The organism is Flavobacterium tyrosinilyticum (assembly GCF_023656565.1).
GTDB classification, from domain to species: domain Bacteria; phylum Bacteroidota; class Bacteroidia; order Flavobacteriales; family Flavobacteriaceae; genus Flavobacterium; species Flavobacterium tyrosinilyticum.
Genome location: NZ_JAMOKG010000002.1, coordinates 1,009,288 through 1,035,089 on the forward strand (window position 1 = coordinate 1,009,288; position 25,802 = coordinate 1,035,089).

Here is a 25,802-nt window from a genome sequence, read left to right on the forward strand (position 1 = left end):
TTTTTTAGTACTCAGTGTTTAGTATTCAGTGTTCAGTTTTTTAGTATTCAGTCTCAGTTAGGTTAAGAGTCGAGAAGCTTTGTCAAAGTTTTAAACTTTGACAAAGCTAGCCTTTCTTACCGCAAAGACTGCAAACTGCGACTGAACACTAAAAAACTGAACACTGACCACTAAAAAAAGGTATATTTGAAACTATAATGATTACTAAAACAGCAGTATTGAAGAATAAAATCCTCACGTATTCCTTAACGCATCACAAGAGTTTATTTTCGTACGCAGATCAGAAAGAGTACTTCTATATTCAGACTAGCGAGCATCCTTATATTACCGAGCCTTATCGTGCCGAAAGCTATGCAATTGAGTTTTTAAGAAAAGGAAGTATCGTAATGCATACTGGACTCGAAACAAAAGTCGTTCATGCTCCAGCTGTTATTGCTTTAGGGCCTTCGGTAATAAGAAGCTTTTCTAAAAATGAGGACGAAATTCTAATCGATATTATATTTTTTAAACCGCAGTTTTTTCTAGAAAATCAAGCAAATGTTTTTTTTCTAACCCAATATGATTTTTTTGAAAATAGTGATAGTAATACCTACCCAATTACAAAAATAGACGAAAGCAAGTTTGAACGCATTTTTAGCTTAATCAAAGAAGTGTCAGAAGATCAGTCGAAGCATCAAGCCTCTATTTTGAGAAGTTATTTGTATATTTTAATTTATGAAATTGATGGTATTCAGAAAGAAAAAATTGCCACGGAAGTGCAAAATCCTTTATATGAAAAGTTTAAAGAACTTCTTTTTAAAGATTTTCTGAATTTCAGAAGCGTACAGCATTATGCAGATGAATTAAATGTAAGCCGAAAATATTTGTCTGAAGTCATTAAGAAGCACAGCGGTAAGACTGCGAGTGACTGGATTAGCGAAATGGTAATTCTGGAAGCTAAAGTTTTGTTGCAGAATAAAAAAATGTCCATCAATCAGATCAGCGATTTACTTCATTTTTCAGATCAATCTGTTTTTGGAAGGTTTTTTAAAAACTATGAAGGCATTTCGCCTTTAGAATATAGAAAAAAACAGATCGATTAAAATCATTCAGCCGACATTTTGCACAAAACAGAAGCCTTTTCGCTCTTTTTTTAGACTAACATTCGGTGCAATTTTGCTTTTTATTTTTAAAGAAAAGAAATGAGTAAAATTGCAAAATTTGTTGTCATAATCAACGATAATGTCTTTTGGATGGAAGACAAAGCCGTTCAATTCTATACCAATTTATTTAAGGAAAAAGAGTTAGGAGAAAAATATGCCAAAGAACATCTTTCGAAAAAAGAATTGTTTCGAATTCAGAACGATTTTTCGATCGAGATTTTAATGGCTTATCTTGGCGAAACCCCACAAGCGTATTTAAAATTAGATTCGTCGAGAATATTAAACGAAAACCTTGGAGCGTCAAAAGCAATCAATCTGAGTGAGATTGTTTATTTTGATGAAGAAGATTTAAAAGCGCTTATTAAACGTGCTGAAGAAATTGCTTCTCAGCGAAAACACGATTTAATTTGGGTGAGCGCTTTTACCGTAGATACTGCTTTGATCGATATTTTACGATCATTAAATTACGAAGAATTTGTAGGGAAAGAAAGTATAGAAGATGAATTTTCGAAACGAATTTATTTCCGAAAAAAGATGTGAACTGATGTTTTTTAAGCTGAACTTTTAGAAGCGATTAACTTTGTCAAAGTTTTAAACTTTGACAAAGTTTCTAGAACGCTTTTATCGAAAACTATATCCTATTGTCAACGGCATAAGATGTTTTACCAATATTGGCAAGCAGTAAAGCCGCCGCACAACTTGTCCAAACCGAATAGTCGAAAGGCGCTTTTACAGAAACAGAAACCGACATAGCAAAGGCAAAAAAGAACATTAAAAAGGTAGTTCCTAAAGCTGCAAGTCTGGTTTTGAAACCGAATAACAATAATAGGCTTAGTAAAACTTCAAAGAAAGTGGCAATTCCTGCGAGGACTTCTGCTGTGGCTTTGTTGGCAAAAGAATTTAGAGATTGAGTGTAGAGTACGAAGTTTTCCCAATTTCCCCAGGCAACCGCGTGAGATCCTGGTGCGCCCCAAACTCCAAATCGGTCCGCTACGGCCGAAAGCATTGTGATTCCTAAAACTATTCTTAAAATTAAACCTGCTTCTAATATTGTGATATTTTTCATTCTATAATTAATTTTTGATTTGAAGATGTTCTAGGTTCTTCTTAACCAAAGTTTTGTTTCCAACTACTTTAAAACCAAGCTTTAAATACAGTTTTTTAGCACTCGGATTGTCTTCTTCAACCAGCAGACCTAAAACCTCTTTATTTTTATGAACGTATTTATCTATCAAAAATTGCAATAATTGAGAACCAATTCCTTTTCCCTGATATTTCGGATTCACGCCCAACGAATCTATATAATATTCGCCTTCACGGGTCTCAAATTCAGGATCAAATTCAGGATTATAATGTTTTCTAACGTACTCAATAATAGGATTTCGTAATTCTTCAATGTCAGCACCATTATAAATGTTTACGGCACCAATGATTTCATTATTCTCTTCGGCCACAAAACAGTTTTGATAAGAATATTGATTGTTTTCTCGTTCAACGAAATATTGCAGAAAGTCTTTCGCGGAAGCGTAATCTTCCTTAGCTATAAATTTATAGATGATGTCTTCCATTGCTAACAATAATATAGGAGCAATATATTTTGAGTCTGATTTTTCGGCTTTTCTGATATTCATAGTGTAGTATTTTTAGCAAATTTAGTCTTTAAAATTATTTCACCCAGATTTTAAAGGATTTGAGCAGATCTTAGCAGATTTTAAATAAAAAATCTGCAGAATCGGCTATAATCTGTAAAATCTGCGTGAAACAAAAAACACAATATGCTTAATATATACAAATATACGCTCAATATATACCAATTTTGAGATTTCAACTCGTCTTATCTTTGTACTATAGTTTTAATTTAAACATTAAAAAGAAATGAAAGCAATAGGATTTAAAACCTCATTACCCATAGAAAAAACAGAAAGTTTTATCGAATTTGAAGCCGTAAAACCAATTCCTGGGCCACACGATTTATTAGTTAAAATTGATGCGATTTCAGTAAATCCAGTCGATTTTAAAATTCGCCAGAGCAGCGCAAAAGATACCGTTCTAGAAACCCCAAAAATTATAGGCTGGGACGCTGTCGGAATCGTTCAGGCTGTCGGACAGGATGTTACTTTGTTTGAAGTAGGCGATTCTGTTTATTATGCTGGAGATATTAACAAACAAGGAAGCAATGCCGAATATCAGATAATAGACGAAAGAATTGTGGGCAGAAAACCAAAAGCATTAAGTATTGAAGAAGCTGCTGTAATTCCGTTAACGGCTTTAACCGCTTGGGAAATTCTATTTGACAGAATCAGAATTAGTGCTGATAAAGACAAAGGAAAATCAATTTTAATTATTGGTGGAGCAGGAGGAGTTGGTTCGATCGCTATTCAGCTAGCCAAGAAAATTGCTGGCTTAACCGTTATTGCAACAGCGTCGCGCCCAGAAACGATTGCTTGGTGCAAACAGCAGGGAGCAGATTTTGTTGTAGATCATAAAGATTTGGTTTCTTCGGTTCGAGAAGCTGGTTTTGAGTATGTTGACTTTATTTTAGATTTTGTAGACACCAATGCTTATTGGGATATAATGGTCGAATTGATTAAACCGCAAGGACATATTGCCTCCATTACAGGAAGCAGTGACACTCTTGCATTAAACAAACTAAAAAGTAAAAGTGTTTCTTTTTCTTGGGAATTGATGTACACCCGTTCTATGTATCAAACGGAAGACATGATCGAGCAGCATAATATTCTGAATATTGTAGCGGATTTACTCGATGATGGCATCTTGAAAACGACTTTAAACACCACTTTAAACGGACTTACAGCCGAAAATCTAAAGAAGGCACACGAACTTTTGGAATCTGGAAAAACAATTGGAAAAATTGCGATAAAGTTTTAAAGTAAAATCGTGTTTGTGATAGTCTAAAAACGGTTATTTGGAATTGTTTTAAATAAGATTGTTTTTCATTGGGAAATTTTTGTATTTTAGTCGGCTTATAAACCCAATTTTGATATAAATTTTTAACCTAAACAAAATTTTTTATGATTTCAAAAAACACAGACCTTGGATTATTGCTATTGCGTATTAGTACTGGTGGATTAATGCTTTTTCACGGTGTTTCTAAATTGATTCACGGAATTTCTTTCCTTGTAGATAACATGGGCGCATTTGGATATGCGGTTTACATTGGTGAAGTTTTAGCTCCAATTGCCATTTTATTAGGATTTAGAACTAGAATTGCGGCGGTTCTTTTGGCTATTACTTGTGTGGTTGCAGTTGCAACGGCTCACGCTCAGGACATTTTTACCATTAGCGATCATGGAGGTTATGCTTTAGAATTATTAATGCTTTATCTTTTTGGAGCTCTTGCCTTGTTTTTTACTGGAGCAGGTAAATTTGCCCTTTCTAAAAACAATCAATGGGACTAATTTATTAGGTCACTTATAAATATAAGAAAGCTCTAAATTTCGATTTAGGGCTTTTTTATTTAAATCCCTTCCATTTTGAAAATCAGCATATCATTTTGATAAGCTTTTGTAAATTGATTAAAGCCAATTTTTTGTTATTTGTTTTATAATGAGTTGTTTATTGTAGTTTGAGATGCTATGGCATGCCTTTTGTTTTTTATGTTGTTGATTATTAAACAAGCCCTTAATTATACAACATTTAAGAAATATGAAAACAAGTAATAAAAGAAATAAAGAAATCACAAAAACGTACTTTTCAAATAAATCTAGACGAAATAAAGATCGATTCGTTAACTTAATGGTTTTTACAGTAGTTCTTTTTATCACCGTTATGCTAATCGCTAAAATAGTTTAGGTATCATGAAAACTAGTGCGTATAGAAAAGATGCAACTACTTTTTCTTCCCATGAAAAAGCTACCGAATTGTATGAATTTATTTTAGAAGAAACAAAAGCCGAACATATTTTTTATCTAAATCAAATCTGCGAAGAAACATTATTATCTGCCAAAGCCCGCGGAACAGGAATCTCAAGTAGACCGCCTGAGCTTCTTGAAAAAAAGATGAGAGAAGGTGAAGCCGTTATCGCAATTACTCGAGATGGAAAATGGGCAGGTTTTGCTTTTATATCTTCGTGGGAAAACGGCAAATATGTTTCTAATTCGGGATTAATTGTTGCGCCTGAGTTTAGACACACTGGCCTGGCAAAAAAGATTAAAAGAAAGATCTTTGAACTCAGCCGTGAAAAATATCCAAAAGCACTTATTTTCAGCCTAACTACAGGTCTTGCCGTTATGAAAATGAATCACGAACTTGGCTTTGAACCCGTTACTTACGCTGAATTGCCAAATGATGAGCTTTTTTGGGAAAACTGTAAAAGCTGTATCAACTGTCCTATTTTATTAAGCAAGGGCAGAAAAAACTGTTTGTGTACAGCTATGCTATACGATCCGAAGAAAAATGTTTCTCCTGTTTCTGATTTTCGATAAATAAGCTGAAAAAATCTTTTTTATGCTATTTTTGCGCTCAAATTACCAAATTAATTACCAAAATAGCAATGAAATCTTTATCAACACTTTTCTTTTTTATTCTTTCTGTTTCTATTCATGCACAATCTGTCAACGGTATTGTAAATGACGGAAGCGGAAAATCTTTATCAGAAGTATTAATTCGTGATTTAACTTCAAAAACACACGCACATACTGATGCCAACGGAAAATTTACATTGGAAGGAGTGGAGGTAAATGATAGTTTGCTGATTACAAAAAAAGGATTTTCTCCTCAAAAAATTAAACTTGCTTCTTTGGATTTTTTAACGATTTCCATAAATGAAAAACCATTTTTGTTGGAAGAAGTTAAGATTAGCCATAATTTAAAATACCTGAATACTATTTCTAAAATTGATTTTGAAATTCAGCCAATTTTAAATTCTCAAGATCTGCTGCGAAAAGTTCCAGGACTTTTCATCGGTCAGCACGCAGGAGGAGGAAAAGCAGAACAAATCTTTTTAAGAGGTTTTGACTGTGATCACGGAACCGATATTAATATCACTGTTGACGGAATGCCCGTAAACATGGTTTCGCACGCACATGGGCAAGGGTATTCAGATCTGCATTTTGTGATTCCAGAAACAGTCGATAATATTGATTTTGATAAAGGAGCCTATTTTGTAGATAAAGGCGATTTTACAACGGCAGGATATGTTGGTTTTAATACCAAAAATGCTTTGCAGAATAGTTCTATTTCTTTTGAAGGAGGACAGTTTGATACCTTCCGTACCGTTGCGATGTTTAATTTATTGAACACAGAAAACCAGTCGGCTTATTTTGCGGGAGAATACATGATGACGGATGGTTATTTTGATGCGCCTCAGAACTTTAACCGAATTAATTTATTTGGAAAATACAATGCTAAAATGGAGAATGGAGATCGTCTGGCTATTTCGGTTTCCCATTTTAAAAGCCAATGGGATGCCAGCGGACAGATTCCAGATCGTGCGGTAAACGACGGAACCATTTCGCATTTCGGAGCAATTGATTCTAATGAAGGAGGAAATACAGATAGAACCAATTTTAATTTGCAGTATGATGCAAAAATTGACGAAGACATACATATCAAAAGCAGTGCTTATTTGAGTAGATATGATTTTGAGCTGTATTCTAATTTTACTTTTTTCTTGAATGATCCTGTAAATGGCGATCAGATCAAACAAAAAGAAAATAGAACTATTGTAGGTTTTCAGTCTGAATACGATCAGAAATTAAACGAAAAGTGGCGTTTTAAACTGGGCGCTGGACTTCGAAACGATAATAATAAAGATGTAGAATTATCTCATACATTAAACAGAAAAACGGTTTTGGATTATTTGAGTTTAGGAAATGTAAATCAAACTAATTTATTTACGTATTCAAGTCTTGATTTTACAGCAGGAAAGTGGCTAGTAAATGGAGGTTTGCGTTTAGATTATTTCAAATTTGGGTATGAAGGTCAATTGGAGGCGACTTACAGCAATCAGACGCAGACCAGAGCAATTGTGAGTCCGAAGTTGAACTTTTTATATACGCAGAATGACAAACTGAACTATTTCTTGAAATTAGGAAAAGGATTTCACAGCAACGATACTCGTGTAGTAGTGGCGCAAAAAGGGGAAAAGATTCTACCAGAAACGTACGGAGCAGATTTAGGAATTAACTGGAAACCATTTCCACGTATGATTATTAACTCAGCAGTTTGGTATTTGTATTTAGCGCAGGAATTTGTTTATGTTGGAGACGAAGCGGTTGTTGAGCCAAGCGGAAAAACAGAAAGAAAAGGTTTCGATTTTGGTTTCAGATATCAATTGACCAATTGGCTATTCTGGAATACCGATTACACTTATACACACGCAAGAGCAATTGATGAGCCTAAAGGAAACGATTATCTTCCATTAGCTCCGAAAAATACGTTGATGAACGGAATTTCAGTAAAAGATCTAAAAGGATTTTCAGGAAGTTTGAGAACCCGTTTCTTAGGCGACAGACCAGCAAACGAAGACAATTCGGTTGTAGCAAAAGGATATTGCATTACCGATTTCTCTGTAAATTATCAGATTAAAAAAGTTTCAATTGGCGTAAATATCGACAACATCTTCAATACAAAATGGAAAGAAACACAATTCTTAACCGAATCAAGACTGGCAAATGAAACCGATCCTGTAGAAGAAATTCATTTTACAGCAGGAACACCGTTTAATGCACGTTTGATTTTGAAATACATGTGGTAGAAATTAGTCAATCTGTCAATTAGAAAATGTGCCAATTAGATAATGCGAGTAATTATCTAATTGGCACATTTTCTAATTATCAAATTCTATTATCGGGTAAAACAACACTTTCACCGAGCAGGTTCTTCATTCTACCGATCACAATTTTATTTCATATACTCCCGATATACTTTTGATTCAAATTAAAACCTTAAAAATCAAAATTATGTCATTATTTACGCCCCTTCTTTGGATTTTGTTAATCGCTCCGATTATTGTTATTGCGTGTTTCAAATCGGAAAAATTGAATTTAAAATATTTAGGATTTTTCATTTTATATTTTCTTGCCGATGTGTTTTTACAGGCTTCAGGAAAAGAATTGATAAATCTTGATTTAAAGTTCAATTGGGCGGGAAAATTCCTGAGCTTAATTTTAGCATTGATTATTATCTTTTCGGTTTCAAAAGAAGAAAGAATCAAAATCGGCTTTACTGCTAAAACCAATTCGCCAGCAAGCTTGAAATTCGGATTATTGGTTTTCGTCGGATTTACGTTGTTCGATATTATTTTTAAACTCATTTTATTTCCAAAAGGAAATCCCTTTAATCTAGAAACTTTTCTTTTTCAAGCCACAATGCCCGGATTAACAGAGGAAATTCTTTTTAGAGGAATCTCTTTATGGCTTTTAGATAAAGCTTTTGCGCCAACTTGGAATTATCGAGGCATTAAATTTGGCTGGGCATTTGTCATTGTAACGGTTTTATTTGGAGTTTCGCACGGAGCAATTCTAGATCAGGATCTACATTTGAAGTTGGATATTGTTACAATGGTGTACTTAACCTTGATTTCTTCTTTGAGCGTTGGTATTCTAAGACAGTTTTCAGGAAATCTTATTTACTCTATTCTCGGTCATAACACGATTAATTTGATCAATGCGGTTATTAGAATTTTATAAAACCTGCCAAATTAAAGTTATATTTGAAACTGCTTTACAAATCTTTTACATGCCAAATACCACATCAACTTCGGGATATTTTTTAGATAAAATGGCGTTGCTGAATTTTGATCACTTTTTTACGAGAAGAAATCGAATTTTACTGCACGTTTTCATGTGGCTAGGTTTTTCTATATTGCTTTTTTTGAGCTATGTAATTGGCTATAAATTAGTCTATTTTGATGCTGTTTTACTAACAATAAGAATGGCATTGGTCAATATGATAGTATTTTATATGCTGTTTTATTTACTGCTTCCAAAGATATTTTCAGAAAGCAAAAACCGAATTATAATATTGCTGCTATTGGTTTTTCCAGTTTCCATATTGGTCTGGATGTCGGCAACATATTTTATTTCACTGTTTTATTATGCTTTAGGTCTCGAAATTACTTTTGGAGAACTGAAAGGCGTCATTAAAATGAGTGCAAATCAAACTTTTTTGGAAGCGGTTTCTCCAAAAAGAATGCTTTCTCAAACTATAATTATCATCTCCTTGCTTTCGCCTTTTTGTTTTGCTAAAATATTGGTCGAGATCACGAAATTGTACAACACGAAATTTCAAATTGAAAGAGAAAAGGCTACTTTGGAACTTCAGAATATTCAAATTGAAAAAGACTTTCTGAAAGCGCAGTTAAATCCGCATTTTTTATTTAACACCTTGAATAATCTGTACGGACTGACGGTTAGGAAAGACAATCTGGCGCCAGAATTAATCTTGAATCTTTCGGATATTATGAGCTATACGCTCTACGAATCGAATACCGAAATGGTCCGTTTGGAAAAAGAATTGGATTTTATCAAAAATTATATCGCTTTAGAAAAAATGCGTTATGCCGATGATGCTGATATTCAAGTCAGCATTGAAGGAGAAAGAAATACACCAGGACTTTTTATAGCACCGCTTCTGACTTTTACTTTTATAGAAAATGCGTTCAAGTATGGTTTAAAAACCAAGAATGCTTTTGTAAAACTAGACATTAAGATAGAAAATAACGCATTTTTATTTAGTTTAAAGAACGATTCTGAAAAAATGGTACACGAGTCAGTCTTTGGCGGAATAGGGACGCAAAACGCTTGTAAACGATTAAAATTGCTATATCCCGACTTGCATGAGTTAGAAATTGAAAGATTGGAAAGTTCGTTTAGAGTCGATTTAAAAATTGTATTAAGGAAATAATGGAAAAATTAAAATGCATTGTCGTTGACGATGAGCCGATTGCAAGAGATATTATCGAATCGTTTATTGCTGAAGTTCCGTTTTTGGAATTGAAGAATTCGTTTGCAGAAGCCTCTAAAGCTTTTTTGTTTCTGGAGGATAACGAAATTGATATTGTTTTCAGCGATATTGAGATGCCTAAATTTAACGGTTTAGAATTAGCGCAGTCGCTGACCAAAGCTCCGATTATTATTTTTATCACGGCACATCGCAATTTTGCTTTGGAAGGATTTGAAACTGGAGCAGCCGATTATCTCTTAAAGCCCGTTCGTTTTGATCGTTTCCTGAAAGCGGTGAATCGTGCCAAAGAATATCTTTCGCTAAAGAAAACAACTTCGGTTCATCAAATCAATTCCGATCGTATTTTTATCAAATCGGAAGGGAAGCTGATTAAAATCCTTTTGAGTGAAATTCTTTATGTCGAAGCCCAAGGAGATTACCTGAAATTCGTCATCAATGGCGCATCATACACAACTTTAGGAACTTTAAAATCTATGGAAGAAGTGTTGAAGCTTCCGATGTTCTTTCGCGTGCAACGCTCTTTTATTTTAAATCTGGAAGCGGTGAGAAGTCTCAACGGAAATGTTGTGGAACTAATCGATGGAAAAACTATTTCGGCAGCTTTGAATAAAAAGGACGAATTGTATCAGCTATTGGGGATCCGGTAATGAGATAATTTGGCAATTAGAAAATTAGAAAATGGGTGTAATGTTTCTTTTTTTTAATAAATAAGATAACTTAAAAATGAATTGTTTTTAAAATTTTGAGTATTTTTTACTGTTTAATGTGTTGATTTACATATTTATTGTTAATTGCTTGTTTGTTAATTTTTTATAAAATTTTTAATTGTTTACTTAGATATGGTTTTAATGGCTTTTGAATTGGAAAATAACACTTTGCTAATAGTGTGTAAAAGGCTTTAAAATCCATTAAAAAACTTTAAAAGCAGGAGAGAAGCGAGTTATGGTTTATTTGTTTGAATTTTTGACTGAAAACGTATAAGATTTAAGTCAGAAATTATGAATTGAAGAAGGCGGTGAGAACGAATTTTTTAATCTCTTTTTTTTGAAATTAAGAAATATATTTTTGTGGTAAAATAACTGCTTTTTATTAGATTTCCTATTATAGAGGTTTTCTATAGTGATGTGTTAAAGTACTGATTTTTAGTTTTTAAATAATTTTAGTTAAATAAAAAGTTTAATAACTTAAATTGGAGTGTGTTTTTTTGCTTTTGAGTTTGCTTTTTGTTTTTTACTGCTATTTTTTAGGAGAAAAAGAGCTAAAAAAAGCTTTAAAAAACCAATTTATTTTGCTGTCAAATTATGATTTTTTTTTTCTGAGCAGGTCATTTTTAAAAATAGATTCAGCTGACCAGCGTGTCGTTCTAAAATTCAATTTTACGCTTTTACGAAACGAAATAAAGATTATTATTTTAACGTTTTAGTCTGCTTTTAACATAGAATTAATTTTAATATTGTCTATTTCAGTTCAGATTCGTACATTGTTAAAAATTACAGACATGACTAAAAAAATAGAAGATTTAATTCCGCATCGTGCTCCATTTCTCTTTGTAGATGAAATTATTTCTTATACAACAGACACAATCGTTGGTTTAAAGACGTTTACAGATAAAGATGCCTGGCTTCAGGGCAGTTTTCCCGATTTTAATTTTGTTCCGGGAACTATTTTGATCGAAGCTATGGCGCAATGTGGCGGTGCAGGTATAAAGCTTTTAGGAATTGCAGATGGCGTTTTTGGGTTGGTTAGTATGGATAATGTTGAATTTTTTGCGGGCGTTGAGTTCAATAAACTCGTTAAATTTGTTGTAAAAAACATTCGTACAAGCGAAAAAATCATAAAACAATCTGGAGAAGCCTTTGATGAGGATAGATTGATTATGAAAGGGGAATGGATGTGTGTGAAGTTGCAGTAGGCGAATGGAGAATAGAGAATAGAAAATAGAGAATAGAAAATAGAATTGATGTATGAAAGAGATTTTAAAAGAAAAATAGCTTTTTTAGGCTTCGGAGAAGCGAAATATTTATAGCTTTTGAATGAAATTTTAGAGCAAAAAGCTCCGGAGGAGCGACATATCTAGCTAAGGAATATGTCGCTCCTCGGGAGCTTTCTTTTTCTATTTATTATTTGTAATTCTATAAATATTTAACCCCGCTGGGGTTTGCAAAAATTTTTATCACATTTTTGTGATGATGAATTCGCTTCGGCGGTTGATTTGGTGTTGTGCTTCTGTGCAGGGAACTCCGTTAGAGCAGTTGTTGATTAATTGGGTTTCTCCGTAGCCTATTGCGCTTTCTATTCTCTCGGGGGCAACTCCTTGAGAAATTAGATAATCTCTTGTGGCTTTTGCTCTTCGGTCAGACAATTCGAGATTGTATTGGTCGTTGGCACGGGAGTCGGTATGCGATTCGATTTTAATTATCACAGTATTATACTGATGCATTAAGAGAACTACTTTATTAAGTTCTATTGCAGCGTCATAACGAATATCAGATTTGTCTAAATCAAAGAAAATAATTCCGATTTTTATTTTTAGAACTCCATTTTCACGAACAATTAAAGCAGGATCTAAGCCTACAAGAGCTTCTGTTTTTCCAGAACTTTTTGCCGTTACGATTGCTTTAGTATTGGCGTTATAATTCTCTTTTGTAACGTCGATCGTGTAAGGAGTATTGCAATTTACATTGTTATTGAAATCGTATTTTCCGTCCAATTGAGAAACGGTTTCCGCTACTTTTATTCCGTTTGCATTTTTCAGCGTTACCATGGCACCTGCAATTCGGTTGTTTGAAATGGCATCAAAAACATAACCGCTTATGGCTTGGTTGCACGATCTTTCAAAAGAGTAAATATCATCATCGCCTTTGCTTGTTTTTCTGTTAGAGCAGACAAAACCTTTGTTGGTGGCTTCGTTAACGATATAACCAAAATCGTCTCTATTGCTGTTCAAAGGCGCACCAAGATTGGCTGGTGTGTCAAAAGTGCCATCGTTTATTCTGCTTTCGAATACGTCTAGACCTCCTAAACCTAAAAATCCGTCAGAAGAAAAATACAATGCTTGATCGGTGATGTACGGAAACATTTCGCGTCCTGTTGTGTTTACTTTTTCGCCTAAATTTTTTGGTTGAGAGAATTGATTATTACCTAAAATATCAACCACAAAAATATCTGTAGAACCAATTGTTCCAGGCATATCCGATACAAAATAAAGCTTTTTGCCGTCTTTACTTACTGAAGGCTGTCCGACTGAATAACCATCGCTGTTAAAGGGTAATTCCTGAATATTGGTCCATTTAGTACTGCCATTTTCGTTTTCTACAGCGGTTGCAGAGTAGATTTTTAGGTTATTAATGCCTTTGCTGTCACGTTTCAGTTTTCCGTTATAATTGTTTCGGGTAAAATAAATCGTTTTTTCATCAGGAGAAAAGGCGATACAGGCTTCGTGATACTTGGTTGTAATGTCTTTTCCGAAACGTTCTTTAAAAGTAACATTAGATTGTGTCTCGCTAATTTTCCCCAGTTGCATATTAAGATAAGGCTGATCATTCCAGCCGTATTTATCTGTTTTCCAATAGGAAGAATCGGCAGTAGTAGAATAAACCAAGTCGCATTTGTAATACATGGCCCCAAAATCGGAATTAGCAGTATTTATGTCTAAATTTTCTAGTAGAAAAGAAGGTTTTATATTTTCGATATCTTCTAGAGTGACATTTTTAAGAGAAAAGTTCTTCGCTCTAGGATCTGTCGATTTTTGTTTTTCGGCGAAGCTTTTCATCCATTTTTTTGCCAGTTCGTAATTCTGAATTCCTTGCAATGATTGTGCATAACGGAATAGATATTCGGCAGAAACTTCATTAGGATATTCATTAATCAGCTTTCCGTACCATTTTGATGCGCTTGACATTCTAGTATTAAAATAATAAGCATCTCCAAGTCGCTGAAGCGTTTCTTTGGAAGCATCACCATTATTTATGGAAAGCTCATACGATTTTGCGGCTTCCACATAATACATCTTATCAAAAAGAGCATCGGCAGTTTTGTTTTTGGTTTGTGAATAAATCAGCTGTATAACCAATAATGCGAGTATAGTAATTGTTCTTTTCATAGACTATCCGTATTAAAAGAATCTTGGTGATTTTAGTCCTTTTTTGCGTGAAACCAGTTCAAAACGAAGCATAATTTCGTGTGTACCGCTGTTGTAATTCTGCAAAGCAGTTGTGGTGTAATCGTATGCATATCCGGCCATTATCATTGGCGTGATCTGGATTCCGACAAGACCGCTTACAGAGTCCGATGTACGATAGGCAACACCAAGTGTTAGAGCGTTATTAAACATAAAATTGGCTGATATATCGGCAATAATTGGAGCTCCAGCGACATATTTTGCTAAAAGAGCAGGTTTGAATTTAGTATGTGCCGAAAGGTCAAACACGTAACCTCCAATAAGATAGACGTGTATTCTCTGATTGACCAAATCTTCGCTAATATCATCATACGTATAACGTTCTCGGGTCATGAAATTCGGAATTGAAAGCCCCACATAATCTCTTTCTCCGTGCCAATACAATCCCGCACCAATAACTGGAAGGAATTTGTTGGTAATGTTTTCACGAAATTGCACATCTGGATCTTTATAACTTCCCTTAGACCAGTCGATATTGATGACGCGACCACCACCCTTTACTCCAAAAGAAAGTTTGTGTGTTTCGCCAGATTTAATGGTGTAGGAGAAATTGGCATCCAAATATTGTTCTTCTGTTGGTCCGATTTCTTCGTTTACGATCGAAATTCCAAGACCTACATTTTTCCCGACTGGAGTATCTAATGAAAAACTTTGCGTGTCTGGAGCTCCTTCAATACCAACCCATTGGGTTCTGTAAATTCCTGTTATAGCTAAATGTCCGAGCGAACCTGCATAAGCCGAGTTTACGGTGAGTGTGTTGTACATATACTGCGTGTATTGCGGGTCTTGCTGTGCAAAGGCTCCATATACCGAGAATAGAGTTATTATCGCGAAAACCTTTTTTATATTTTTAATCATAGCCAATTTTATTTTGGTTAATCCTATTCTTAAATTTTCTTTTTTCTGGATGGTTTTATTTGAGGTAAACCCATCCAGAGGTTTTTTTAGATCCGTCTCCTAAATCAAGGATATAGAAATAGGTGCCTTCAGGAAGCGTTTTGGCAGAACCTTCCTCTTTTCCGTCCCAAGTATTTTTATAGCCTTTTTGGTAGTAAACCAAATTACCCCAGCGGTTAAAGATTTCCAGCTGATTATCTGGATATCTTTCGATACAATCGATATAGAAGAAATCGTTCTGGCCATCATCATTTGGAGAAAATTCGTTATAGATTTTCAGACAGTTTGGCGAAACAGTTGCAGTATCCTGATTGTTGGCCGAATTGGTGTCTATCTGATCTAGTTTTGTCAAATGTGCTGTGTTCAGATAATCATTAAAATCGACCACTTTAACTGTTAAAGTTAGCGTTTGTAAAGCTCCTGTATTGATTGATGGAATGCTCCAAATACCGGTTTTAGGATCATAAGTTCCTGAAGTTACCGCTGAGTTTACTAATGAATATCCTTTAGGCAACGCATCTTGAACTTCTACGTTTGTTGCAGTTAAATTGCCTAAATTCTCTGCCGTTATGGTAAAATTTACCTGAGTATCCATAGGAACATCTGTTTTATCGACTTCTTTATTGATGGCTACGTCGGTAGAAGGAATGTTGATAGATTCAGAATCTTCATCATCTTCGCTTTGATCTCCGTTATCATTATTTGGAGTTGAATCTGGATCAAATTGATTGCTGGCAGTTACTTGAGCAATATTAACATAATCAACACTTTCCAGTCCAAACGGATTGACCACTGTTGCCTCATAGGTTAGTGTAATGCCGCCTACAGGAACGGTCAAATCAACCCATTTGATAATGTTTTTGCTGAAAATACCGCCATTATTGATGTTCGAAATATTTTTGAATCCAAGCGGGATCAAGTCTTCAATAGCAACTCCGGTAGCTGTGCTTGGCCCTTCATTGTTAACCTGAATGGTAAATGTTACCACCTCGTTTACATTTGCGTTTTTATTGCTGGCTGTTTTCTCCAAACTTAAATCGGCAACGGCGACTTTGATTTGTAAACTGTCATAATCATCTTCTGTGGTTACCCCGTTGTTTGGAGTAGAATCGGGATCGGGCAGGTTACTGGCAATGACTTCGGTGGTATTTGTATATTCGCCTGCTATACCCGATGGCTTATTTACTGTGGTATAAATATCTAATGATTGATCAGTTCCCGTTGGAATATTTCCGACATTCCAAATACCTGTGACATAATTGTACAAACCACTTGTAGGACTACTTGTTTGATAGGTGAATCCAGGAGGAAGCAAATCTTTTACTCTTACACCAGATGCATCTGCAGGACCATCATTGGTAACGGTAACGGTAAAAATAACCGTTGAACCTACTTCATGAATCGCATCCTGATTAAGAGCCGTTTTCTTAATAGATAAATCTGCCATTACAATTACAGGCGTAACAGAAATACTGTCGTAATCATCTTCTGTCGCAATTCCGTTGCCTGGTGTACTGTCTGGATCATGCTGATCTGCAGTCATAATTTCTGCTATATTTAAATATTCATCTGCAGTACCTGTCGGAGCTTTTACAAAAACATTTAAAATTAAAGTATGACTATTGCCAGCAAGTATAATTCCAGGAGTCCATTCTCCTGTTGCCGGATTATAAGCTCCCGAAGTCGAATTATAGAAAATATAATCATATCCAGAAGGCAGTACATCTTTGACAATAACTCCAGTGGCATTGCTTGGACCTGAGTTGGTTAATGTTATGGAGAATGAAATCTGCGATCCTACAGCAGGATTAAGTATGTTATTGATTACTTTTTTCTCAATAGAAAGATCTGCTACAGCAGGAACAGGAGTCAGTAATACAGAACTAATGTCGTCCTCGCCGCTGACATTGTTATTTGGTGTCGAATCTGGATCCAGTTCGTTAGAAGCGTAAACTTCTGCAATATTTTGGTATACACCTGTAGTATTTACTTTAGCTCCAATTAATAATGATTCTGAACCGCCGTTTGGTATATTTCCAATTTCCCAGATTCCGGTGGTATTAAAATATTGCCCAGCTGTTGAGCTGTATACCACATATTCGTAACCGCTCGGTAGCATATCGATTACTTTTACTCCAGTTGCATTTTGAGGTCCACTGTTTTTTACAGTTATTTCAAAAGTAACAGTCGCACCAAATATTGGACTAATATTACCGCCGACTACGGCTTTTGTAAGTGATAAATCGGCCATAGGAACAACAGGAGTTGTTGCAATTTCAGCATAATCATTTTCTGTTGTGATTCCGTTATTTGGAGTCGAATTAGGGTCTGGTAGATTACTAGCAGTAACTTCGGCAATATTTACATAATCTCCTGTCGGATTTACAACAGCGGTTATGCGTAATACTTGAGAATCTCCGTTTAAGAATGAACCAATTGCCCATTTTCCAGTTGCTGGATTGTAAGTTCCTTTTGTGGTGCTGTAGTTAGTAAAAGTATATCCAGAAGGGAGTAAATCTGTCACTTCCACTCCTGTGGTATTTTGAGGGCCATTATTGGTTGCAATTACTTCAAAAATGATCTGCGTACCTATAAGTGGCGTCGCATTATTTACTGTTTTAGTTAAAGATAAATCGGCTGCCTGTGCATTTGGAGTGACGGTTGCTGTTGCATAATCGTCTTCTGTTGTAACTCCGTTGTTTGGAGTGGAATCAGGATCGTCAATATCAGCTGCCGTTACTTCTGCGATATTAGTATAATTTCCAGAGGCGTTTACAGTTGCTATAATTTGAAGAGTTTCAGATTTTCCGTTTACGATATTGCCAACGTTCCATAAACCTGTCGCTGGCGCATAGGTTCCTGTAGAAATAGTATATCCAGTAAGTGTATATCCAGAAGGAAGCAAATCTGTAACTTGAACACCTTTATTGTCGTCTTTTCCGCTGTTGATAATTACAACCTCAAAAGTAACTTGAGAACCGACTAATGGCGTAGCATTATTTACAGTTTTAGTTAATGACAAGTCAGAAACTGGTGGTGGAGGCGGTGTATCTGCCCTTGTTCCCACTAGAGCAAATGCATAATCATCCTCCAATAGTGCTCCATTATTTGGAGTGGAATCAGGATCTGCAAGATCGGCCGAGGTTACTTCTGCTGTATTTGCGAAATTTCCAATCGAATTTGCAATTGCTTTAATCTGCAATGTTTCCGATTGATTTTTTGGTAAGTTTCCAATATTCCATATCCCTGTTGTAGGATTATAGGTTCCTGTTGAAACAGTATACGCTGTAAAAGTAAATGCTGCAGGCAGTAAATCGGTCACCTGAACACCTGTATTGTCCTGAGGGCCACTATTAGTGACAATTAATTCAAATGTAATTTCTGTATCCACAATTGGGGACGAATCGCTAACTGTTTTAGTTAAAGATAGATCGGAATATTGAACTGTTGGAGTAGTGGTTGCTTCTGCATAATCATCTTCTGTAACAACACCATTGTTTGGCGTAGAATCTGGATCGGGTTGGCTGCTTGCTGTAATTTCGGCAGTATTGGTATAATTTCCTGTAGCATTAACAACAGCTGTTATTTGCAAGGTATAAGAATCTGAAACAGGCATGTTTCCTACAGTCCACACACCTGTTGAGGAATCATAACTTCCTGTTGTTGCACTATAGGATACGTAGGTATATCCAGAAGGCAGTAAATCTGTAACAGCCACGGAATTTGCTTCTTGCGGACCAGAATTGGTTACCTGAATACTGAAAGTTACCTGTGAACCCACAAGTGGAGTGGCATTGTTTACTGCTTTTGTCAATGACAAATCTGCTGATGTCGGAACTGGAGTTGTTGTGGCTTCTGCGTAATCGTCTTCTGTAGTAGCTCCGTTGTTTGGAGTGGAGTCAGGATCAGGAAGATTAGCAGCCGAGACCTCGGCTTTATTCGTATAATCGCCACTTGGATTTACCCGCGCCACAATCTGAAGTGTTTCTGCATCACCAGCAACTAAATTGCCTACTGTCCATACTCCTGTAGCGGTATCGTAAGTTCCTGTAGAAATGGTAAATCCAGTAAAAGTATATCCAGACGGAAGTACATCTCTTACCTGTACACCAAAATTATCCTGTGGCCCATTATTGGTTATTACTACTTCAAAGGTAACAAGCGAACCTACCAATGGTGTCGCATTATTAACGGTTTTAACCAAGGACAAATCTGAAGATTGTAAAATAGGAGTCGTAGTCGCGGTTCCATAATCGTTTTCTGTTGGCACTCCATTATTTGGCGTTGAGTTAGGGTCTGGAGTGTCACTATTGGTAACTTCGGCAATATTTGTATAATCACCTGTTGGATTAACTATTGCATTAATCTGTAAAGTTTCAGACTCACTGCTTTCTAATATATCTAGTGTCCATAAACCTGTTGTACTATCATAAGTTCCACTTGTTGCATTAAAACTGCTGAATGTATAACCAGAAGGTAATAAGTCGGTTACCTGAACTAGAGCCGCATCTTGTGGTCCGTGGTTTGTGGTGATAATGCTAAATGTTACAATAGACCCAACCAAAGGAGTTGTATTGCTTACCGATTTTGTTAATGATAAATCGGCTGCTGGCGGTATAGGAGTGAGTACAACATTATCTTCATCATCTTCACTCTGATCTCCATCGTCATTGTTAGGGGTACTATCTGGATCAGGAAGGTTACTGGCAGTAACTTGTGTTATATTTTTGTAATCTCCTGTTGGCAATACTTTTGCATCCAGAATAAGAGCTTCTGTAACGCCAACATCGACAGTTCCAACATTCCATATTCCAGTAGTGCTGTTGTATGTTCCAGCAGACGAACTGTAATTTACGTATTGAAAACCGGTAGGCAATAAATCGGTTACCTGTACTCCAGTTGCATTATTTGGACCATCATTGGTTATCTTAAGTTCAAAAGAAACTTGGCTTCCAACTACAGGACTTGTATTGCCTGTAACTACATTTTTGGTTAAAGATAAGTCGGCAGAAGGACCAAGGAAAATAATTTCTGCATCATCCTGATCATCTTCAGAAGCAACATTATTGTTTGGTGTACTGTCAGGATCTGGTAAATCACTAGCTGTTATCTCTGCAATATTTAGATAATTACCTAAAGGATTAACAAATGCATTAAAGGTGAGATCGACATTAGAGTTTGCCGCTATCGTTAAATTTGTCCATTCGAGTGTCGCCGTCGCAATCTGATAGGTTCCGCCATTAGATACTGACCCTGGTATAAGTGTATATCCGACAGGGATAACATCTTTTACAGTAACTCCAGTTGCGTTTCCGGGACCATTGTTAACAACATTGATGGTAAAAGCTACCTGTTCTCCAGCTGCTGCAGAAGTTGGAGTTACAGATTTAGTAAGCTCTAAATCTGCCTGTTTCAAGGTAATATTAGCACTTGCCATATCATCTTCTGATAATCCATTTCCAGGAGTACTGTCTGGATCAAATTGGTGAGCTGTTTCTATTTCAGCAGTATTAATATAGTCATTTGGTGATGACACGACGTTTACTTTGGCTGTAATTTGCAAAGTAAGAGAGTTTCCGTTGTTTAGATTGCCAACGTTCCAAATTCCTGTGGCATTATTATATTTTCCTCCTCCATTATCACTTATATACGTATAACCAGAAGGCAAATGGTCTGAAACTGTAATTCCAGTAGCATTATTAGGACCGCTATTGGTAACTCTGATTGTAAATACAACATTATCGTTTATGCTTACAGTCGCTGGTGAAACTGTTTTTTGTAATGATAAATCGGCTACATCTAGAGTTACTGTTGCACTATCCTGATCATCTTCTGTAGGATTCTGGTTATTAGGTGTACTATCAGGGTCGAATTGATCTGATTTTATAACTTCTGCTGTATTTACATAAGAGCCACCACCTAGAATTGTGGCTTTAAAAGATAAACTTAAGATACTGCCACTCGGAATTGTTGCACCACTCCAAGTAATAGTATTATCACCAACATTATATATTCCGCCCGAAGTAACCGTTCCCGCAACAAGTGCAAAACCGAACGGAATGAAATCACGTATGGAAACATTAGTTGCAGTAGCAGAGCCACCTAATGAGTTATTATTGAAAACGTTGATATTGAAAGTAACCACATCGCCAATACTTCCTGTTGTTGGTGTTACTGTTTTAGTTAATTCAAGATCGGCAATCGATAAAATGGTTAGGTTCATAGTGTCTGATGAAACGGCACAATTACCATTGCTTACGGTCCATTGTAAAGTATATATTCCAGGAATAGTTCCGGTTACTGCTGAAGTAGGAGAGCTTACATCCATAAAACCTATAACGCTTGGTCCAGAAACCTGACTCCATTGACCAGTGCCTACTGTAGGAACGGTTGCATTTAAATTTACAGATGTAAATTGGGGAACTATTTGATTTGGACCAGCTTCTGCTGTTGACGGATTTGCATAAATGGTCACTAAAACAGTATCTTCAGAAATACAGCCGTTTACATTTAAGGTAGTGGTCGTCCAGCGAAATTCATAAGTACCAGGAACAAGTCCGAGCATTAAGGAGTTAGGAAGTTCTGGGGCAGCAATGTTGGCAGTATTTGGCCCTGACACTTGAGTCCACGTACCTTTACCGGAAGTTACGGGTGTGGCTGCCATAGTAGCAGTACTAACAGCGCATAATTCCTGATCGGGTCCTGCATTGGCAATAGATGGTGGTACATCATTGAATGTTATGGAAACCTGATCTGAGGTTGGCTGACATAAAGATGGACTGGTAAAAGAGCCGTTAGTAACCGTCCAAGTTAGGACATAAGTACCTAAAACATTAATATTAGATAATGTCGTAACAGGGCTATTAGGGTTATCAATTACAGCACTTCCTCCAGATGGCTGAGAAGCAAATGTCCATGTTCCGATACCAACTGTTGGCGGTACCGCAGCCGTTTTGTAAGTAGTCTGGCAAGCTACTGTGTCATCAGGACCAGCATTTGCTGTGCTTGGAGGAGCATTCATTACTATTCTCACAATGTCAGACAAGCTCCTGCAGGACTCACTTTCAAATACCCATTCTAAAATATATAAACCAGGCACTGTTAAACCTGTAACTGTTGTCAGTGATGCATTAGGAGTTGTTATGTTGGCCACACTTCCTGGCGGTTGGAATACAAAACGCCATTCAGAAGTTATAACATCAGTCGGTGGATCATTTCCTTGTAAAGTCGCAGTTCCATTGACATCAGATATACATAATGTTTGGTCTGCACCGGCATCAGGAGGAATACTTGCTCCACTGTAAATTTCGATATTTACAGAATCAGATGATTCTGGACAAGTTGATCCATCAGGAAAATTGGTAGAACTGGTCGTATAAGTAAAAACATAACTAGTTCCAGGAACTACAGTAGCATTTGCAATGTAGCTATTAGGAGGTGTTTGCGTTATAACAACAGCTGCTGGATTTCCAGATGTACTGGTAAGTGTCCAAGTTCCAGTTGAATTTTCATTTCCTTTAAGCTGAATACTCGTGACATCACAATAATTTTGATCAGCACCTGCATTTGCGGCTGGAGTAACTACCACAACCATATCGTCAAAAGTACCTTGACACAAGAAAATGCTTTTTGCTGTTATGGTCCATCTAAAAGTGTAAGTCCCTGCTACAAGTCCGTTAATTACCGTATTTGGATTGCTAGGATTCACAATAGTTGGCTGATTTGGAGCACCTGTTAAAACAGACCATTGGCCAGTTTCAAAAAAACTATCGTAAGTGCTTCCTGCCATTGTAACGCTGGTACTGGCACAGACATTTTGATCTAATCCTGCAAGAGCTTGGTGAGGCGGAATGCCTATCGTTAAATTAACATCATCAAATGCTTGACCACAGACCGCTGCATCGACTGTCCATCTAAAAATATAATAACCGCTGTAGGTAAAAGTAAAGATTGCATTTGGATCATGGATATCGCTTATTGTATAGTCCCCAACGCCAGAAATCCTTGTCCAAGTTCCAATTGAACCACTGCTTGTCGTAGCAGCCATTGTAATTGTGGACCCACAGATTTCCTGATCTGGACCTGCATTTGCAGCAGGAGGAGTGTCTGCAATTGTTACTGAAACACTACTTTGATTAGGTGCACAAAGTCTTGTTATAGTTTCTATAGACCAAGTAAAAACATAGGTTCCGTTTCCAGGAACAGTAACCAAGGTGTTGGGATCACTAGCATCAGCAAAAATAACTCCTGTAGACGGAGTTACAGACCAAATTCCTATTTCGGGAAACGCAGGAGTGTTACCGCTAAGGTTAAAAGAAGTTGTTCCCGAAGGATAACAAGCGTCAGGCCCCGCATCGGAAGTTGAGGCTGCTGTAGAATTATTTGTCCCGATTGTTACTGTATCGGAGACAGATGAACTACAAGACGGACCAGGATGAAGATAAGAAACTGTCCATTGTAATTCATAGATTGATGAAATTGATGTAAAGCCTGTAGCTATTGCATTTGGATCATTAACATTAGAAAAGGAAATTGTATTAGGCCCAGAAATCTGACTCCATGTACCGATTTCTCCGCTTTCTACAGGTACAGCTGCTAGACGTACCTGAGCATTGGCACAAACGACTTGGTTCTCTCCAGCATCTGGAGTTGCCAATGAAGTATTGGATACATGAATAGTTACTGTTGAAACAGAAAACCCACAAGTTGCACCGCCTCCTTTTGTTATATATTGGAAAACATAGCTTCCTGGTATAAGTCCTGTTACCTGAGTATCTATAGCAAAACTATCAGCAATTACAGCTTCATTTGGACCGCTAAGCTGACTCCAAAAGTGCATGCCTTCGCCTGTTGCAACCCCAGAAAGCATGGTACTCGTATCACCGCAAGGCAAACTTACATCAGATCCTGCATTAGAAGGGGTTGGATCGCCAGAAGCAAGAATATTTAAAGTATCAAAACCATAATCACAGCCAGCAGCAATTGATCCGTTTTGGCTTCTGATAAATTCAACAGTATATTCTCCTGATGCAGTTAAAGTTAGTGTCAGAGAATTTCCAACATCTTGCAAAGTAGTTGGAAATGGTCCAAGAGGCGAGGTGTCTGGTCCCGATACAATTCTATACTGATTTACTCCTGTTCCTGTAACCGTAAGCGGAATAGTAAATACAGTGGCATTACAGCTGCCCACCATATCATTGCCATTATTGGCAACAATAGTTCTAGTTGCGCCATTATATTGAATGTTATAATCTTTGGTAAAAACGCAGCCTGTATTACTGTTTGTAAGCGTATATCTAAACTTATAAGGATCACCTAAATCAGATATGTTGGTAACTAATGTAGTAGGGTTTGTTGGCGAAACGATTACAGCACCTGGATCACCTGATATTTGGGTCCATTGAACAGTTTCACCCGCATATAAAGGCGTTTGTGCAACTAAAGTTGCTTGAGTAATAGTGTTGTCACAAAAGAAAATATTCTCATCACCGCCTGGAAGAGTCGTAACATCTTGTGTGGCAGCAGGAACAGTGATTACAACCAAGTCATTGCCAGAAGCACATGGACCAGTAACCGTCCATCTAAATGTATATGTTCCTTGAGCAAGGTTAGAAACTTGAGTATTGCTTGAAGTTGCATTATCAATTACAGGTGTATTCGGGCCGCTTACAAAAGTCCATTGACCCGTTTGCCCATTAAGACCGCAACCGCCATAAGTTGCATTAAGATTAGTGCTTTGCGTTGTAGTATAACAATTGCTAAGTGTTTGATCAGGCCCTGCTGAAACGGGTTTTACACCTCCATAATTGGTTACTGTTATCTGAGAAGTAGTTCTGCAGCGCTGTCCTGGAGCATATTCAGGACCTTCAATAACCCACTGAAGAGTTGTAATACCGCAACTTGTATCGGGTAAAGTTATAGTTGAGGTGGGTAGATTCGGAAAATTAATGACTACTCCTGCATTGTTAGCTCCAACTATTTCCCAATGTCCTGTTTCTCCGGTATTTTGAGGCGTATTTGCTGTAATAGATAAATTTCCTGTGCTATTAGGACAGCTGCTGATATTACTTCCGGTACTTGCAATAGTTATAGGCTCCACATTTACAACTTTATCCTGATAGGCTGTAATTCCGTCACCGCAAGTTGCGCTATATCTAAAAATATAAGTATTTCCTCCTGTATAACCAGAAATGGTAGTACTTGGGCTAGTTGGCGAATTAATAGTTACAGCTGGCCCAGAGATCTGAGTCCATTTGACTGTGCCGATAATAGGGCTAGGATTATTCCCAGTTAAAACCAATGCATCCGTCGCACAAATGGTAACATTTAAAACTCCAGCGTTTACAGTACAGTTTTGTGCATTTGTTTGAAAAGTGGCCAGAAAGAGTATTAATGCAGCTAAAACTAGTTTTTTTGATAAAGTGCAGATTTTCCAAGAAAAATAAAATTGTGCCATAAGCAATCAGGAATGAAAAGGCAGCACAGCAAATTACAACTACCTCGAAATTAATAAATTGATTTTGAGCATTTAATTGTAGTTAAGATTTCGAATATATTTTGGGGTCACTCAAATTTAAAGAAAGATAGCCATGAAATATTTTTTTGTATGTTGCATATTATAAAATGAAACAAGAAACACATTTTGAAACAATAAA

At 36.5% G+C, this 25,802-nt stretch carries 15 protein-coding genes; 10 read left to right on the top strand and 5 right to left on the bottom strand.

What is annotated here, in order from left to right:
- Positions 1 to 197: 197 nt before the first annotated feature.
- Both NCC77_RS12205 and NCC77_RS12210 read left to right on the top strand, forming a co-directional pair.
- A complete protein-coding gene (locus NCC77_RS12205; protein WP_250835810.1) occupies positions 198 to 1,082 on the top strand; it encodes a helix-turn-helix domain-containing protein in 885 nt (294 codons plus the stop codon).
- 99 nt (positions 1,083 to 1,181) lie between these two features.
- Positions 1,182 to 1,682, top strand: a complete 501-nt coding sequence (locus NCC77_RS12210) for a hypothetical protein (RefSeq protein WP_250835811.1) — start codon at positions 1,182 to 1,184, stop codon at positions 1,680 to 1,682.
- A 91-nt stretch (positions 1,683 to 1,773) separates the two neighbouring features.
- Here the strand turns inward: NCC77_RS12210 and NCC77_RS12215 are convergent, their stop codons facing one another.
- Together NCC77_RS12215 and NCC77_RS12220 are read right to left on the bottom strand one after the other, a co-directional pair.
- The gene (locus NCC77_RS12215) at positions 1,774 to 2,208 is read right to left on the bottom strand and encodes a DoxX family membrane protein (RefSeq protein WP_250835812.1); all 435 of its coding nucleotides are present in this window, start codon (positions 2,206 to 2,208) and stop codon (positions 1,774 to 1,776) included.
- A 7-nt stretch (positions 2,209 to 2,215) separates the two neighbouring features.
- Positions 2,216 to 2,773, bottom strand: a complete 558-nt coding sequence (locus NCC77_RS12220) for a GNAT family N-acetyltransferase (protein ID WP_095927564.1) — start codon at positions 2,771 to 2,773, stop codon at positions 2,216 to 2,218.
- A 244-nt stretch (positions 2,774 to 3,017) separates the two neighbouring features.
- On the opposite strand from NCC77_RS12220, the gene NCC77_RS12225 reads away from it, so the two are divergent.
- From NCC77_RS12225 to NCC77_RS12260, 8 genes are all read left to right on the top strand, one after another.
- A complete protein-coding gene (locus NCC77_RS12225) occupies positions 3,018 to 4,031 on the top strand; it encodes a zinc-binding alcohol dehydrogenase family protein (protein ID WP_250835813.1) in 1,014 nt (337 codons plus the stop codon).
- 143 nt (positions 4,032 to 4,174) lie between these two features.
- Positions 4,175 to 4,561, top strand: coding sequence for a DoxX family protein (locus NCC77_RS12230; protein WP_250835814.1), 387 nt, complete (start codon positions 4,175 to 4,177; stop codon positions 4,559 to 4,561).
- A 399-nt stretch (positions 4,562 to 4,960) separates the two neighbouring features.
- Complete coding sequence (locus NCC77_RS12235) at positions 4,961 to 5,587, top strand: GNAT family N-acetyltransferase (RefSeq protein WP_250835815.1); 627 nt, start codon at positions 4,961 to 4,963, stop codon at positions 5,585 to 5,587.
- Between the two features lie 68 nt (positions 5,588 to 5,655).
- The gene (locus NCC77_RS12240) at positions 5,656 to 7,860 is read left to right on the top strand and encodes a TonB-dependent receptor (RefSeq protein ID WP_250835816.1); all 2,205 of its coding nucleotides are present in this window, start codon (positions 5,656 to 5,658) and stop codon (positions 7,858 to 7,860) included.
- Between the two features lie 205 nt (positions 7,861 to 8,065).
- The gene (locus NCC77_RS12245) at positions 8,066 to 8,794 is read left to right on the top strand and encodes a CPBP family intramembrane glutamic endopeptidase (RefSeq protein WP_250835817.1); all 729 of its coding nucleotides are present in this window, start codon (positions 8,066 to 8,068) and stop codon (positions 8,792 to 8,794) included.
- Between the two features lie 49 nt (positions 8,795 to 8,843).
- A complete protein-coding gene (locus tag NCC77_RS12250; protein ID WP_250835818.1) occupies positions 8,844 to 10,010 on the top strand; it encodes a sensor histidine kinase in 1,167 nt (388 codons plus the stop codon).
- Positions 10,010 to 10,717 carry a LytR/AlgR family response regulator transcription factor gene (locus NCC77_RS12255; protein WP_250835819.1) on the top strand — a complete coding sequence of 236 codons (708 nt, stop codon included), beginning with the start codon at positions 10,010 to 10,012 and terminating at the stop codon, positions 10,715 to 10,717. The genes NCC77_RS12250 and NCC77_RS12255 overlap by 1 nt, the downstream gene beginning before the upstream one ends.
- 851 nt (positions 10,718 to 11,568) lie before the next feature.
- Positions 11,569 to 11,982 carry a 3-hydroxyacyl-ACP dehydratase FabZ family protein gene (locus tag NCC77_RS12260; protein WP_095927837.1) on the top strand — a complete coding sequence of 138 codons (414 nt, stop codon included), beginning with the start codon at positions 11,569 to 11,571 and terminating at the stop codon, positions 11,980 to 11,982.
- Positions 11,983 to 12,243: 261 nt separating this feature from the next.
- Here the strand turns inward: NCC77_RS12260 and NCC77_RS12265 are convergent, their stop codons facing one another.
- From NCC77_RS12265 to NCC77_RS12275, 3 genes are read right to left on the bottom strand one after another with little or no spacing between them, the layout of a single operon-like run.
- Positions 12,244 to 14,172, bottom strand: a complete 1,929-nt coding sequence (locus NCC77_RS12265) for an OmpA family protein (RefSeq protein ID WP_250835820.1) — start codon at positions 14,170 to 14,172, stop codon at positions 12,244 to 12,246.
- 12 nt (positions 14,173 to 14,184) lie between these two features.
- Positions 14,185 to 15,108, bottom strand: a complete 924-nt coding sequence (locus NCC77_RS12270; RefSeq protein WP_250835821.1) for a PorP/SprF family type IX secretion system membrane protein — start codon at positions 15,106 to 15,108, stop codon at positions 14,185 to 14,187.
- 55 nt (positions 15,109 to 15,163) lie between these two features.
- Positions 15,164 to 25,603 carry a PKD domain-containing protein gene (locus NCC77_RS12275; RefSeq protein WP_250835822.1) on the bottom strand — a complete coding sequence of 3,480 codons (10,440 nt, stop codon included), beginning with the start codon at positions 25,601 to 25,603 and terminating at the stop codon, positions 15,164 to 15,166.
- Between the last annotated feature and the right edge of the window lie 199 nt (positions 25,604 to 25,802).